Annotated in this window: 10 protein-coding genes and 1 pseudogene; 6 read left to right on the forward strand and 5 right to left on the reverse strand. The window is 58.1% G+C overall.

Annotated features, from left to right (window positions below; translation table 11 throughout):
- Window positions 1-84 precede the first annotated feature (84 nt).
- Window positions 85-963 carry a LysR substrate-binding domain-containing protein gene (locus AWB83_RS04990; protein ID WP_167389066.1) on the reverse strand — a complete coding sequence of 293 codons (879 nt, stop codon included), beginning with the start codon at window positions 961-963 and terminating at the stop codon, window positions 85-87.
- Window positions 964-1,164: 201 nt separating this feature from the next.
- On the opposite strand from AWB83_RS04990, the gene AWB83_RS04995 reads away from it, so the two are divergent.
- The 3 genes and pseudogenes from AWB83_RS04995 to pyk form a co-directional block, all read left to right on the forward strand.
- Window positions 1,165-2,442 (forward strand): ribulose-bisphosphate carboxylase large subunit family protein, encoded by a 1,278-nt coding sequence (locus AWB83_RS04995; protein ID WP_087043173.1) that lies wholly within the window; start codon window positions 1,165-1,167, stop codon window positions 2,440-2,442.
- A gap of 6 nt (window positions 2,443-2,448) precedes the next feature.
- Window positions 2,449-3,858, forward strand: coding sequence for a four-carbon acid sugar kinase family protein (locus tag AWB83_RS05000; protein ID WP_087043110.1), 1,410 nt, complete (start codon window positions 2,449-2,451; stop codon window positions 3,856-3,858).
- 336 nt (window positions 3,859-4,194) lie between these two features.
- Window positions 4,195-5,593: pseudogene (pyk, locus tag AWB83_RS05005) on the forward strand (pyruvate kinase); the annotation flags it as partial.
- A gap of 1,056 nt (window positions 5,594-6,649) precedes the next feature.
- Here the strand turns inward: pyk and AWB83_RS05015 are convergent.
- The 3 genes from AWB83_RS05015 to AWB83_RS05025 form a co-directional block, all read right to left on the reverse strand.
- Complete coding sequence (locus AWB83_RS05015; RefSeq protein WP_087043112.1) at window positions 6,650-8,560, reverse strand: TRAP transporter large permease; 1,911 nt, start codon at window positions 8,558-8,560, stop codon at window positions 6,650-6,652.
- A complete protein-coding gene (locus tag AWB83_RS05020; protein ID WP_087043113.1) occupies window positions 8,557-9,585 on the reverse strand; it encodes a TRAP transporter substrate-binding protein in 1,029 nt (342 codons plus the stop codon). The genes AWB83_RS05015 and AWB83_RS05020 overlap by 4 nt, the downstream gene beginning before the upstream one ends.
- A gap of 827 nt (window positions 9,586-10,412) precedes the next feature.
- Window positions 10,413-10,919, reverse strand: a complete 507-nt coding sequence (locus AWB83_RS05025; RefSeq protein ID WP_087043114.1) for a winged helix-turn-helix transcriptional regulator — start codon at window positions 10,917-10,919, stop codon at window positions 10,413-10,415.
- A 230-nt stretch (window positions 10,920-11,149) separates the two neighbouring features.
- Here AWB83_RS05025 and AWB83_RS05030 point away from each other — a divergent pair, with 230 nt between their 5' ends.
- From AWB83_RS05030 to AWB83_RS37070, 3 genes are all read left to right on the forward strand, one after another.
- Window positions 11,150-12,244 (forward strand): NmrA family NAD(P)-binding protein, encoded by a 1,095-nt coding sequence (locus tag AWB83_RS05030; RefSeq protein WP_087043115.1) that lies wholly within the window; start codon window positions 11,150-11,152, stop codon window positions 12,242-12,244.
- Between the two features lie 68 nt (window positions 12,245-12,312).
- Window positions 12,313-12,918, forward strand: a complete 606-nt coding sequence (locus AWB83_RS05035) for a DUF8737 domain-containing protein (protein ID WP_087043116.1) — start codon at window positions 12,313-12,315, stop codon at window positions 12,916-12,918.
- 71 nt (window positions 12,919-12,989) lie between these two features.
- Window positions 12,990-14,171 carry an alpha/beta fold hydrolase gene (locus tag AWB83_RS37070; RefSeq protein ID WP_244197578.1) on the forward strand — a complete coding sequence of 394 codons (1,182 nt, stop codon included), beginning with the start codon at window positions 12,990-12,992 and terminating at the stop codon, window positions 14,169-14,171.
- Between the two features lie 245 nt (window positions 14,172-14,416).
- Here AWB83_RS37070 and AWB83_RS05045 read toward each other — a convergent pair.
- A partial coding sequence (locus AWB83_RS05045) for a transposase (RefSeq protein ID WP_143750016.1) occupies window positions 14,417-14,781 on the reverse strand: 365 nt, incomplete at its 5' end.

Below are 14,781 nucleotides of genomic sequence, written 5' to 3' on the forward strand. Positions count from 1 at the left end.
AGGATAATAAAGCCGCGTATCGTGACAAAAAGTCACAGAGAGAATGCGCGGGTCTCGTCAACAGGAAACATGCAGACATTTGCTTCATGCCTCCATCTCCTGTAACTCGCTCTTCAGCCATTCCACCAAGGCGACGGTTTTTACCTGACTCTCCGCATGAGGCGCCACCCACAGCACAAGGCTCACAGGCCCTCGGACAAAGCCGAACGGCGCCACAAGACCCGCTGAGTCCAGTTCGTCTCGGACAAGCATTCTCGGCACCGCTGCGACCCCCAATCCGCACTTAGCGGCCTGGATCTGAACATAGAAATGATCGAACGATTCAGCGATCTCGGGCGGATTTTCGAGCGCGGTCGAACTCGCCTGGTACCAGTCGGCCCACGCGGACGGTCGCGTATTGGTCGCTAGTAGCCGCGCACGTTCCAGGTCGGCCGGCTCTTCGATCCGGTTGGCGCGCATGTACTCCGGTGAGCACACTGCCCCGATCCATTCCTCAATCAGCGGAATAGGCGTGACCCCCTTGGGGACGGGGATGGAGGAAAGCCGTATTGCCACCGTTATCTTGTCTCGGGTGAAGTCGATCTCGCCATGACTCGTGTTGAAACTCAGCTCAAGGGACGGGATCGCATTTTTCAGCTTTGAGAGGCGCGGCAACAGCCAGTACATCATGATCGAAGCGGAGCACGAGAGCGTTAAGGGCCCCGGCTTTAGCTGATCGACGGTCTTTTGAATAAGGTTGAACGCCACACTCAGGCCCTCGGCCATCTGCGCCCCTTCAGGCGTCGGCTCCGTCAAGTGTGCATTGCGTGACAGCAGCAGGACACCCAGTTGGTCTTCAAGTGCGCGGATATGTCTGCTGACCGCACCATGCGTGACGCTGAGTTCTTCGGCGGCGGCGCCGAAACTTCGCAGACGCGCCGTGGCTTCAAAGGCTCGCAGCGCATTCAAAGAAAGACGAGGCACATGGGCTCCTAGTGGGCCCGAAGCCCACTGCTTACATAAGTGGCCTATTGTGAGTTTTTCGCTCGGCGTGGGGAAATCATATCGTTTGATGTCACGAGACGTCAAATCTATATTCTGGTCATTCCCCGGCTAAAGCGCGTGCTTCCACAGTAGGTCATGCGTCCCGGCTTCACCTCGTGTATCCAAGACGAAGAGACAAACATGGTCGAAATCTCCCATCAAAGAGCGGAATTCACCGCGCGCTATTTCGTCGAAAGCTCCGTGCCGATTTCAAAAGCCGCTGAAGTCATCGCGGGCGAGCAGTCCAGCGGGACCTTTCTCGCGCTCCCGGGAGAGACCGATGCGCTGAAAAATCGCGCCCGCGCTCGTGTAGTCAAGGTGGATTCGCACCCTCCGGTTCTGGAGCCTTCGCTGCACAGTGCCCACGTCGAGCGCAAGGGTTCGCCGAGTGTCTATTACCGCGGCGAGATCGAGATCGCCTTTCCGGTGGACAACATCGGCCCTAATCTGCCCACCCTTTTATCCACTGTCGCAGGCAACCTGTTTGAGTTGGGGGAAGTGACAGGGCTGCGCCTTCTTGACATCGATTTACCAGAAACGTACGCCGCCCAATTCCCCGGCCCTCAATTCGGTATTGGCGGAACCCGTGACTTCGCGAAGGTCTACGACAGACCAATGATCGGAACGATCATCAAGCCGAGCATTGGCTTGCTTCCCGAACAGACGGCCGAGATCGTCGATAGTCTGTGCGCCGCAGACATCGATTTCATCAAGGATGACGAGCTCCTCGCTAATCCAACATACGCGAGCTTCGGTGAGCGTCTCGCAGCCGTCATGCCGGTCTTGCATCGGCACGCCGACCGCATGGGTCGCATGCCGATGTACGCGATCAATATCTCGGGCACGATCGACGAGATGCTCCAGCGACACGATGCGGTGCTACGAGCCGGCGGTACGTGCGTGATGGTCTGCATTAACTGGGTCGGTTTTGCCGGCGTCGAGCATCTTCGCAAGCATGCCCAGTTACCTATCCACGGCCACCGCAATGGCTGGGGTGCATTCACTCGCTGCCCCCAACTCGGGTTCTCTTTTCAGGCGTTTCAGAAGTTGTGGCGACTTGCTGGAGTGGACCACTTGCACGTCAACGGCATTCGCAGCAAGTTTTGGGAGCCGGATTCATCCGTCATCGAATCGGCCCGTGCCTGTCTGGCACCGTTCGTGGGCGTGCAGCCGTTGATGCCCGTTTTTTCATCGGGACAGTGGGCATCTCAAGCCCCTGACCTGTACGCCCAGCTAGGCTCCGTGGACCTGATGCATCTGGCCGGCGGCGGAATCATCGGACATCCGCATGGAATCGCCGCAGGCGTTGCCAGTATGCGAGAAGGGTGGGAAGCAGCTGTCGAAGGAATCGATCTGAAAACCTTCGCAGAGTCACGACCTGCGCTGCGTGCTGCGCTGTCTCACTTCCAATCGGCGTGATGCGCGATGAGTACAAAACTCGAACCATCAGACGCGGCATTGCGTCTGGCCTTCTACGGCGACGACTTTACCGGCTCGACAGATGCTCTGGAGGTCTTGGCCTTCGCAGGGCTGCGGTGCGCGCTTTTCTTGAAAACACCGTCGTCCGAAAGACTATCGCAGCTCGGCGGATTTGACGCTATCGGTGTCGCAGGCGACAGTCGAGGCATGAGCCCGTCCGAGATGGAAGCCTCCCTTCCATCGGTATTCGAGGCTCTACGCGCGCTGAATGCTCCGATCCTTCACTACAAAGTCTGTTCCACTTTCGATAGTGGCCCAGCGATAGGAAGCATCGGAAAAGCCCTGGAGATTGCCCGCGCTGGAATCACCGGGCATCCAGTTCCGATCGTTGCCGGCACTCCGGCATTAAAGCGCTACTGCGCGTTCGGCAACTTGTTCGCTCGATCCGGCACGGACAACAAGACGTATCGAATCGATCGCCATCCGATCATGAGCGTCCACCCGGTCACGCCGATGCTCGAGGGGGATCTTCTGCGTCATCTGGCTTTGCAAACAAATTTGCCGCTCTCGGGCATCTTCCTGCCCAGTCTGGAGGGTCCTCGCGAAGAGGTCGACCGGGCGTGGTGGGAAGCAACCTCGACGGGCGACGCGGGAATCTTGCTCGATACGGTGACCCCACGTCACCTAACCGAAGTCGGTCGGATCTTGGACAGCTACGCGAAGACCGTCGGTTCCGTATTCACCATTGGTTCATCCGGCGTCGAATATGCGTTGACCCAATGGTGGCGTGAACTCGGCGATCCTCCCAATGCGCAGCGATCCTACGACCGTATTGCGCCCACGAGTCAAATTCTTGCCATTTCTGGGAGTGCGTCACCGCTGTCGTCTGCACAGATTGACACAGCGATCGCCGCAGGCTTCGCCGAAATTGCCATCGACGCAAAAGCGCTCGTTCGGGAAGACTCTTGGCAACAAACAGCTCAAGGCATCGTGGCTCGCACAATCGCACTGCTCAGCGAGGGGCGAAGTGTCATTATGCACACAGCCCGCGGCCCGCGCGATACGCGCATCGCCGAAATGCTTGAGTACTTTACCGCTGACGGACTGACCCGAGACGACGCTCGACATCAAGGCGGTCGATTGCTTGGCCAACGGCTTGGCGCGATTGCCAATGAGGTCCTTGAGGCCACTCATCTGCGACGCTTGGTCCTCTCCGGCGGGGATACATCGAGTCAAGTCACGCAAGTCCTTGGACCGGACGCGCTTGAGATCGACGGCCGCCTCGCTGCAGGCGCGCCGCTGTGCCGCGTGCTTTCCGACAAGCCTCATTTACGAGACCTTCAGCTTGCCCTGAAAGGCGGCCAAATGGGTGACGAAAACTTCTTTGTCATCGCACGGGATGGCACCCCGAGATAAGCGTCGCACCGCATTGTGGGGCTACATTTTCTGACGCCGCAAAGTGAATGTTCACGGCGGGATCCGCGACTGAATGCGCGGTCCCGCTTTTTTCGATCAGCCAAGTCCGGAAATGGGCTGAGGCCTCGGCGATCGCAACTGCAAGACCTTGGCACCGCGTCACGCGCGGTCAAGTCTCTATTATCTAAGTTCCCAGTACGGATGGAGACCCACTGCAGTATCGCGTCCGAAGGCGGTCATTTGCTCGCTCTTCGAGCGGCGTCATTCCGCTCGCTTCGATACCGCGTCTCTCCTCTCCCCTAGGGGAGTGTCTCCGTAACCTGAAGATTGTCATCGATGAACAGAAACCGCTCCACGAAAATTCTTGCGACCCTCGGACCTTCTAGCTCATCTGAGAACCTGATTGAGAGCCTGTATATTTCGGGTGCCGATGTTTTCAGACTAAACATGAGCCACGGCAGCCATACGGAACAGGCTCGACGATTGGCAGCAATTAGACGTGTCGAGGCCCGACATGCTCGTCCGATCGGCGTACTGCTTGATCTGCAAGGACCGAAGCTACGGGTGGCGCAATTCAGAGATGGAAAGGTCGAGCTTCGGCCAGGACAGACTTTCAACTTCGACCTGGATAGCGCGCCCGGCGACGAGGCTCGGGTCTGTCTCCCGCACCCCGAAATCTTCGCCGTCGCAGCTGTCGGCGATACCTTGCTCGCCAACGACGGCCTGTTGCGTTTCAATATTGTTGAAGCGTCGCTTACCCGCATGACGACAGAAGTTGTCATCGGCGGCCTCCTTTCGGACCGAAAGGGCGTCAACGTTCCGAGCGTCGTTCTCCCCATTCCGGCAATGACCGATAAGGACAAGCAAGACCTGCAATTCGGTTTGGAACAAGGGGTAGAGTGGATCGCATTGTCTTTTGTACAGCGGGCGGACGATGTGCGCGACGCGCGCAATCTGATTAAAGGCCGGGCTAAGATTATGGCCAAGATCGAGAAGCCGTCGGCCGTCGATTCGATCGAGGAGATCATCGAGGCTTCCGACGGAATCATGATCGCGCGTGGCGATATGGGCGTTGAGTTGCCACCCGAGGAAGTTCCGGTGATTCAGAAGAGAATCGTGAGTTTATGCCGAGAAGCGGGAAAGCCGGTTGTTGTAGCAACGCAAATGCTGGAGTCGATAGTGAGCTCTGCGGTACCCACGCGAGCAGAGACATCTGACGTAGCGACGGCTGTTTTTGACGGCGTCGACGCCGTTATGCTCTCCGCTGAGTCCGCGTCAGGGGCCTTTCCAGTCCAGGCGGTCTCGATGATGAATAGAATTGTCGAACGCACAGAAAATTCACCGTCGTATCGTCAACTGCTGAAAGCGGTTAGGTAGCCTGCCTCCGCCGACACACCCGAGGCGATCAGCGCAGCCATTTTTTCCATCACATCGATGTTGTCGGTTGCAGCGATCGTCGCCTATACCACTTCCGGCGCAACCGCAACCCGGATTGCACGCGAACGCCCGGCCTCTCGCATTCTGTCGCTCGCCCCTGATCAGGCCGTTGCACGTCAACTTGCGTTGACCTGGGGCGCCTGTCCTTTGCATGTCGACGACGAGGACAACATTGAAGATATGGTCACGAAGGCTACAGCGGCAGCGCATCGGGTCGATGTCGCCCCCCCACAAACCGATACTGATCGCAGCAGGTGTCCCGTTCGGCACGCCTGGCACCAGCGATCTTCTAAGAATCGTCTACTTTCCTAACTTCTTACTCACACGTCGAGAACGGGGACGGGCTACCCGCGTCTCCGTGAGCTTCGGCACGGCGCTGGCATCCGCAATGGTTACGAAAAAACGAAATCAAAAAAACCACGACACGGACCAGCACCGTCGAAGCATATGTTCCGTCCGCTTCCCTTGGCGCTTGTCAAAGAACGGTCTTTAGTCTCGCACCTCGCCCTCGCTTCATTTCAATCCGGCCACGGCAACCAGCATCTTCTATATCAACTCATCCGAACAACCTACCTCTCATATTTGATGTGGAACGAGGGGCTAGGCGCCGGCAATTATCAGCTTTACTGTGACGCCGAACGCGAGCTGGAGGTCACAGCGGCTGCTCACGCAGGCGGTGAACCGTGGACGCTCAGTGAGAGCGCTAGGCCGATTCTCGAGAAGATCGTTTGTATCTACGACGTCCAGCTTAGCGGCATATCGGCAGGACTCTTTACCCGATGCCACGCTAAACTGGAACAGCTTCTTGGCAGGTTGGTCGTCCGATCCGGCGAACCCTTGCTGCATCGCGGCGTAGCCCGCAGCACCGTCGGAACCAACGAGGATTGACCGCACACCTGCATGCTGCTCCCACGCCGGCGAGCTGCGGGATAACGATCCGCTTCGCAACTTGGTCATCAGTGGCATTGCCATTGCCGTCCGAAAGCCGTCGCGCTGCCGATCGTAGAACGGCTACTTCTTGCGGCGGCCACGTTCATAAGACAGTTTCCGAGAACGTGCCCTTGGAAAGTGCCGCGGCGGTCGTTCCGCCGACTTTCAATATGCACCTGTTGTCAGCGTCGCAAAATTTGCCTCGCCCGACGCACTGTCCGCAGGGTCCGAACCGAGTGGGGCTGTACCTGTTGTAACCCCACCGTATCGTTTATGCGACTGTCAGAATCCACGCGCTCACCTGAATCCTTACCTATCCATCGCATTCGAACCGCACAGTGTCGCACACAATCGTCCGAAGAGACTGCCAAATAAAAGAGGCTGGACGTGTGTCCAGCCTCTTAAGCCTTTTCGTTATACCCGCCTAGCTTTTCAAAAAGCCGGTGGAAATCCAAGGTACCGCCGCGATCACCGCGATGCCAATGAACAGTGCAGTCATATAGCCCATGATGGGTCGGATGCCCAGATTCGGCGAGATCTTGCTAACTGCACACGCCCCGTAATAGCCGACACCGAACGGCGGCGAGAACAGTCCCAAGCCCATCGAGAGAATCACGACCATCGCGTATTGAACTTCATGAATACCAACAGCTCGGGCGATAGGGAAAAGCAGCGGCCCGAAGAGCACGATCGCTGGAATTCCCTCGAGGACACTGCCCAAGATGATGAACATGAAGATTGACACAACCATGAAGGTGAATGCGCCTCCCGGCAAGTGCTGCATGAAATTGGCCAGTCCATGAGAGAAACCAGACTGTGTCAGCGCCCACGCCATCGCGGTAGCCGTGCCAATGATGACGAGGATCGCTCCAGAAAGAGCAGCCGTCTCCACGAGCATAGGGCCGATACGCTTCCAACTAAAGCATCGATACACCAAAAGGCCGGCGACGACAGCATACGCGATGCCGACAGTTGAGACTTCCGTTGCCGTGGCCACGCCTTCCACCACAGCCATGCGGATCACAACCGGAAGGGCCAGAGCCGGGATCGAGATCACAAACGCTTTTCCGACCAAGGACCACGCAGCCCCCGTGGACGACGTAGGCTCAAACTTCCGAGCCCGCCACCAGACAAGCAAGCACAGCATGAACGCCAGTACGAGGCCTGGCAACAGACCGCCGGTAAATAGCGCGGAGATTGATACGCCCGTAACCGATCCGATCGTGATCAGCACGATGCTGGGTGGGACCGTTTCGGTCTGCGCGCCGGTCGCCGACAGCAGTGCGACGAGCTCGCCGGGATTCTCGCCGCGCTTCTTCATCTCGGGGAACAGAATCGGCGCAACGGCCGCCATATCGGCCGCCTTTGAACCAGAAATTCCCGAAATAAGATACATCGCGCCGACCAAAACATAGGATAGGCCGCCCCGGACGTGGCCCAGCAACGATGCGAGGAAGTTGATCATCGCTCGCGCCATGCCCGTCATTTCAATGAGAAGCCCGAGGAAAATAAACATCGGCACGGCCAGCAGAAGGATCTGAGACATTCCTTCGTCCATCCGGCTAACGACGATCTCCAACGGCATGGACGTTGACAACGATAGGTAGGCAAACACCGAAAGACCGAAAGAGAATGCGATGGGCATTCCGCTCAAGACCGTGAAACCGACCACGCCAACGAAGAAGATGACGAGGTTCAGGTTTCCAAGCGATTGCAGGACCGGCCCGGCATGTTCCAGCGCAAACACAGTCACTAACGACACCGCAATCCCAGTGATGGCGGTCTTCGCGCCAATTGCGAGCAACTTGACCACGCAGATCAGCAGCATCGACACGACCCCGAAGATGATGGCCGCGACGCGTAGACCGTCGTTGATCTCCATAGTCGGGGTCAAAATATCCCACTGCTGCCTGATGTATGCGATAGAGGGAACAAGTATGAGGCCGAGAAAAAGCATGCTCGCCACCAGCGAAATGGTGTCCCAGAACGGATCCCAGTGCTCGCCCATGCGGTTGACCAGTGCAGTCATGCGCATGTGACTTCCTCGATGCAGCGCCGTAGCGGCACCAGTCATAGCCAACCACAGAAACAGAATGGCAGCAAGTTCGTCGCTCCAGATTAGTGGGTGATGCAAGACATAACGAGCAATAACGCCGCTGAAAAGCAGGACGATTTCTGCGAGAACCAGCACCGCCGCCGGCACAGAGACGATCAGGCCGAGCGCGAAGTCCAAACGGGACAGCCATCGGGGCATAGTCTTCGTTGTGTGGTGGACGGTTGCGCTAGTCTGTTGTTCGAGTGCGTCGTCCACATCTTTCAGCGTTTCCGTTCTCATGCCAGCTTCCCCGTGTATTTCTCCATGAGACTCCATTCTTCGTCGCCGAAGTATTGCTTCTGCTCCGTGTAGAAGTTCGCGGATTTCAAGGTTTGGCGAAACGCGTTGGCGTCAGCGGCGTTAAAGGCAAGCCCTCTGCCTTCAAGCGTCTTTTGCAAGGAGGCGTTCAGTTGAATCACGTCTTGGCGCTGCTTCAAGGCCCCCGCGTTAAGGTGTTTTGAGACGATGTCGCGGACGGTGGGCGGCATCTTTTCCCACGCCGTCTTGTTGCCCAACAACCAGTAGCCGTCCCACATGTGGTTCGTCATCGAGCAATACTTCTGGACTTCGTAAAGCTTCGCAGCGTCCACTACGGCGAGCGCGTTCTCCTGCCCGTCGACGACCTTTGTCTGCAACGACGAATAGACCTCGTTGAAGCTGATTGAGGCGGGGGCTGCGGAAAGCGCCTTGAACAGTGAGATCCAAAGGCGACCGCCAGGAACGCGAATCTTCATGCCTTGCAAGTCCGCGGGCGTCTTGATGGGCTTCGTACTGGTCGTGATTTGGCGGAACCCGTTGTTCCAGATCTTGTCCTGCACAACCAGGTTCGCCTTTCCGATCAGCCCGCGAATATGCGCGCCGAGATCGCCGTCGAATGCCGCGAATACTTGGTCATAGTCCTTGTACGCGAAGCCGACCCCGGATATAGACGCCTTTGGAACGAGCGTCGACAAGGTATTCGCGCCCGACACAGTGTAGAACTCCAGAGCCCCGGCTCTAAGCTGCGAGAACATATCCGGGTCGCCGCCGAGCTGATTATTTGGGAACACGCGAAGGTCCACCCGACCGTCGGTCTCCTTCTTGATCGCCTCCGATGCCTCTTGAATACGAACGTTCAGCGGGTGGTTCGCCGGCAGGTTCGTCCCGACTTTATACGCGAACTCTGCTGCGTTGGCGCGTCGAACCCACGGACCACCGACGCCTGCCGCTGCGACAACGGCTGCTCCGGTTCCGGTGATGAGAAAGTTTCTGCGATTGAATCCCATGTTGTCTCCGACGATTTGGATAATGGTCCGTGAAGGACTCGCGCTTTCTATGCTTGCGCGTCATTCCCTGGCAAAGTGGTCGAATGAGCGTGTGCGTGCGCTTATGTTTTGACGCGCCGATGAGGGTCGGTGCGTGCATTCAGATTAGCGGAGGTGTCGCCTCACAACAAACGACTTTATCTCGGCCTACGGTGAGAAAAACTCGCTGAACGTGGGTCCGACATGCGACGGCGCCCGAAGACATTCTCAGACGCTGTGCATCAAATTTGGAATGAAAGCTGCGTAGGGTTGAACTGGCGCATCTACGCCTCCGGGCTTTGCCAAGCAGAGGCGCGCTGAACGGACAATAGTTGACGCACGCGGCGATTTCAGAGCCGGTCGCGCTCGGAACAAGTCAGCGATTGCCCGGACCTCTGTACACGCTTAAAAGTGTTCCGCTTTGAGAAAAACTCGTCGGTGAGCCGAACTCTCAGCGCCATCACTACTGTCGACAATGGGAGGTTCAACAGTCCCTGGCTTCATGAGCTTGTGTCGCAAGCGCTACCTAGCGGCCGCTAACGGACGTAGTTTGGTCATTTCAGCGACCGGTCGTTCTAACCGCTGAACGTCGCCTTCTGGCCGCTTGGCGAAAGTGAAGGCAGGAGCGCTAAGCACCGGAAGCACGCTCCTCGAACAGACCGTATCGACCCTGAGTCGCCGTTCGGACCCGCGCGGTCGTAACGGCCGGTCCCGAGGGTGTAAGTCTCTCGGCCCGACGCGGAGCTTGGTGCGCTCATGCGAAGGTCCGTCGACGGAAGAGACGTGTATCGCGAGAGATCTCGTTGTCCTCATGCTTTTTGGTGGCGGTGCTCACCTTGCGACAAGCGCCAGCGGAGCAGATCGTCTGCACCGGGGCCTTCCTTGATGACCACATCCGCAGAGCTGATCTGCTCACCTGTCTGTTGATCGACAAAGCTCCACCGTACCTCGGCCCCGGTCTTGCGATTCACGAACTTCATCGGCGGCGCCGACGCTCCGGAAACGCCAAGGCTATCCCCTATCTCGGCGAGCACCGGCATCACTGGAGCGATCTGCCAGCCCTTTCGGGTCAACAGATATTCATATCGATCCGGATTGACCTGATAGCGTCTGCGCTCGACGAGGCCATTGGCCTCCAGATGCTTGAGTCGATCGCTGAGCGTCGCATTGGTTATGCCCGAAGACTGGCGAAATTGGTCATATCGGCTGAGGCCGAGGATGAGATCGCGCAGGATCAGCAAACTCCACCGGTCGCCGATCACCGCCATGGCGCCAGCGATCGAGCACACCATTCCGTCAAAACCTTTCGAGCGCATGCGTTGTGTCCCTAGTAGTCCCACGACCGTCGCAGGCTAAATCTCATTATAAGAGTGGCGATGGCTACGCATAGCGATTCGACGAGGCGCCACGGGCTCGTCCTTAATCCGCGAACCGGAAAAGTACTTGCCGGGCAGGTCACTAACTCTTATTATAAGAGTTAGTGACCTGCCCGGTGCTAGGTGTTACCGGTTCCGATGCCCGTTCAATCAAACTTGAGGAAACGACCATGACCTCCCACGCCACTTCCAGGATTTTCGTCGTTGGCGGCACTGGCGCGCAGGGCCTGCCCATCATCAGCGCGCTCGTCGCCGACGGCAAATATTCTGTCCGGGCCTTGAGCCGGGATCCAGATTCCCGGCGAGCCAAGGCGCTGCTCGCACTGGGCAACGTATCGATCCTGAAAGGCACGTTCGCCGACGAAGGCGTCCTTCGGGAAGGCTTCGGTGGTTGCGACGGGGCATACATTAATCTCGACGGATTCAACACCGGCGAGAAAACAGAGATCTATTGGGCGATCCGTTGCTACGAAATCGCGCTGGAAGAGGGCATCAAGTTCTTCGTATACGGCAATCTCGATTACGCACTCAAGAAGGCCGGCTACGACTCCCGCTTCCGCGCCGGCCACTATGATGGCAAAGGCCGCGTAGGCGAATGGATCCTGTTCCAGAACCAAACGAACCGCGACCGCATGGGCGCGGCCGTGTTCACCACGGGGCCGTACATGGAGATGGCGATTTCGGCCATGACGCCAATGATGCCGATCGTGGAGGACGGCGTGCTGACCTGGCGCGTTCCACTCGGCAACGGCTCTGTGCCCCACGTCGCATTGGACGATTGCGGCTATTACGCACGCTGGCTGTTCGACCACCCCGAGCGCTCGAACGGCATGGATCTCGAAGTCGCGATCGAGCAGGTCGAGTACCGCAAACTAGCCGAGGCGTTCAAGCTGGTGACCGGGCATCCGGCGCGCTATATCGACACTGATCTGGACACCTACTGGAATGGCCCGCTCAAGATGGCCGCGAGCCTGCCCGCCGGATACAACGCGGATCCAAACGACAAGAGCACGATGAGTTTCCGCGACAATTTCACCGGGTTCTGGAACATCTGGAAGCACGGCGTGATCCAGCGTGACTACGCGCTGCTCGATGAAATCCATCCGAACCGCATCCGGACCGTCGAACAGTGGCTCCGTCGTGAAGACGAGCGCGGCCAGCAGCAAGGGAAAGGAAGCCTCTGGGAGCGTGTGCAGCCGGAAAACCTGTTCAAGTCGACGCCGCTTCTGAAGCTATCGGAAGACGGTAGAAAGGGCGAACTGTAACTCGCCGGCATCGCGTGTGGAAGGCTGGAAGTGCATCGATAAATTAGTATAACTAATTGGCTTATACAATGAATCAGATAGTCGAAATTGGAAAAAGCAGCGGGACGCGCGTTTTGCTGGGGGTGCTGACCGTCTGGGGACTGGCCGTTGTTGCCGCCGCCGAGGCGGGCATCTATCGCGCCGTCTACCCGCTGTGGCTCGCGGGCCTCATCGCTTTGGGCATCGTGGCGCCGGTCGTTGTGTACGCGCTGTCCAGGAGGTTTCGCGCATACATCGAGACTGTCGGGCTGCGGACGCTGACAGCATTCCATATCTGGCGCATCGCCGCCGCGCTGGTCTTCTTCTGGTATGGGGCGCACGACCTCCTGCCGGAAGCTTTCGTCCGGAACGCGGGATGGGGCGACCTCATCGCTGGATTGCTGGCCCTCGGCGTCACGCTGCTGCCGAAGACGCGCAACCGGTATCTGGTCTTCCACCTGTTCGGGTTTGCCGATTTCGTCGTGGCGGTAGGTACCGGGCTGACCTACTTCCTGCTCAACGATCCCCGCATGTCCGGCATCCAGACGCTGCCCATGGCCTTGATCCCGTTCTACGGCGTCGGAATTTCGGGGGCGAGCCACATCATGGCGTTCGACCTGCTGCGTCGCCACCCGGGCCTGTCTAACGCCACTTGAAGCATGCCGTTGTAACGGCATGAGCCGAATCGAGGCGCATACGCCTGTCCCGACCAAGCAAGGAAATCATCATGAAGTCTCGTCGTACCCGTGCCGCAGCCAGCGCGCTGTTTGGCTTACTGGCGTTCGCCCTCATGTTCGCGGGTATCGCATCGGCCCAGTCCAATGCACCGTCCGCCGGTTCCGCCAATGGAGCTGCGCCGTGGGACCAGCGCGTGAATCCGGCGGCCGTTCAGGCCGATGTCTGGTTCGACAATTACAAATTCCGGGACGGCGAGGCGCTGGCCCGGTTGAAGCTGCACTACGCAACGCTCGGCACGCCGCATCGTAATGCTCAAGGGGCCGTCGACAACGCCGTTCTGGTCTTGCACTGGACAGGCGCGGACAGCCGCACGCTGCTGAGTCCCACTTACACTAAGGCGCTGTTCGACCCGGGTCGTCCGCTCGACGCGAACCGCTACTATCTGATCTTTCCCGACAACGTAGGCCACGGCCAGTCGAGCAAACCTAGCGACGGACTGAAGGCGAAATTTCCGAACTATGATTACGGCGATATCGTCGATCTCCAACACAAGCTGGTGACCGAAACATTGGGCATCGGGCATCTGCATGCGATTCTGGGTATGTCGATGGGCGGCATGAACGCATGGCAATGGGCCGAGATGTATCCCGATATGATGGACGGCGTGTTGCCGGTGGTCTCGCTGCCGATTACAGTCTCGGGCCGCAATTTGCTCTGGCGGCGTATGGTGATCGACGCGATCCGATCCGATCCTGACTGGAAGAACGGGGACTACACGCAAACGCCGCGCGGCTGGATCGACGGTTTCAGGGTACTGCGGATGATGATCGACAGTGCGCCCGCGCTGCAGCAGGAAATTCCCGACGGCGCGGCGGCGGACAGGTTCCTCGCGACCGCTCGCTTTCAGGCCGAGCACGTCGATCCGAACGACATCCTGTATTCACTCAAGTCGTCATTCAGCTACGATCCCCAGCCAGCGCTTCCCAGGATCAAGGCAAAAGTCTTCGCCCTGAATTTTTCCGACGACGAGTTCAATCCCGACTCGCTACAGGTCCTCGAGAGACTTGTTCCGACGCTTCAGCGAGGCAGGTACGCGGTGCAGAGGGGCACATCGTCGTCGCCGGGACATTTCACCATGACGCGTCCCGACCTGTGGGCGCAGCATGTGGGCGGATTTTTGCAGTGGCTGGGCGATACGCCCTCACAAGCAGGCAGTAGCGCTGCCCGATAATCGTGATCCGTCCACGTCATGAGTATGGGGTTGCGACGACCGTTTCTGAAAGCCTAAGAACCTTTAACAAAATGAACGTAGGGGCTGTTAAGGACGCTCTGCAGAACACGGTTTCAGAGGCCTGCGCACCATGTAGGCGTTGGAGCAGTTTTTTATCCGGCTCGGTCCATCAACGGCAGAGACGATTGGCTCGCACTTTGTGCCCTCATCGAGAGTGCGGGAGCGGGTTCAACCTCCGGTGTCTTTTACGCTTTGCGTAGCGCCTTGCGCATCATCCATAAATTGCCCAACGCAAATAATGTCGTGATCTGAGCCGTGTTCTTCGCCAGCCCCCGGTATCGCGTCTTCAAATAACCAAACTGTCGCTTGAGGATTCGAAACGGATGTTCGACCTTTGCACGAATGCCGGCCTTCAGTCGTTCGATCTTGTCGTATATCGCATCGAGAGGATCCTTCAAGTTCAATTTCCTTCGCTTACTGGGCCGCATCGCAACATGCCATCGAGCCGAGCCCGTTTGCTTACGTTTTTCGATGCCCTGGTATCCGGCGTCAGCGTAAACATCCGTTTCTTCACCGTGCAACAGTGCAAGGGCCGCATTGATGTCGTGCT

This window comes from Caballeronia ptereochthonis (assembly GCF_001545075.1).
In the GTDB taxonomy this organism is placed as follows: domain Bacteria; phylum Pseudomonadota; class Gammaproteobacteria; order Burkholderiales; family Burkholderiaceae; genus Caballeronia; species Caballeronia ptereochthonis.

Excerpts from the sequence above, each read along its gene's own strand:
- AWB83_RS04995 (WP_087043173.1), top strand. The coding sequence starts at position 1,165 with ATGGTCGAAATCTCCCATCAAAGAGCGGAATTCACCGCGCGCTATTTC.
- AWB83_RS05000 (WP_087043110.1), top strand. The coding sequence starts at position 2,449 with ATGAGTACAAAACTCGAACCATCAGACGCGGCATTGCGTCTGGCCTTC.
- AWB83_RS05015 (WP_087043112.1), bottom strand. The coding sequence starts at position 8,560 with ATGAGAACGGAAACGCTGAAAGATGTGGACGACGCACTCGAACAACAG.
- AWB83_RS05020 (WP_087043113.1), bottom strand. The coding sequence starts at position 9,585 with ATGGGATTCAATCGCAGAAACTTTCTCATCACCGGAACCGGAGCAGCC.
- AWB83_RS05025 (WP_087043114.1), bottom strand. The coding sequence starts at position 10,919 with ATGCGCTCGAAAGGTTTTGACGGAATGGTGTGCTCGATCGCTGGCGCC.
- AWB83_RS05030 (WP_087043115.1), top strand. The coding sequence starts at position 11,150 with ATGACCTCCCACGCCACTTCCAGGATTTTCGTCGTTGGCGGCACTGGC.
- AWB83_RS05035 (WP_087043116.1), top strand. The coding sequence starts at position 12,313 with ATGAATCAGATAGTCGAAATTGGAAAAAGCAGCGGGACGCGCGTTTTG.
- AWB83_RS37070 (WP_244197578.1), top strand. The coding sequence starts at position 12,990 with ATGAAGTCTCGTCGTACCCGTGCCGCAGCCAGCGCGCTGTTTGGCTTA.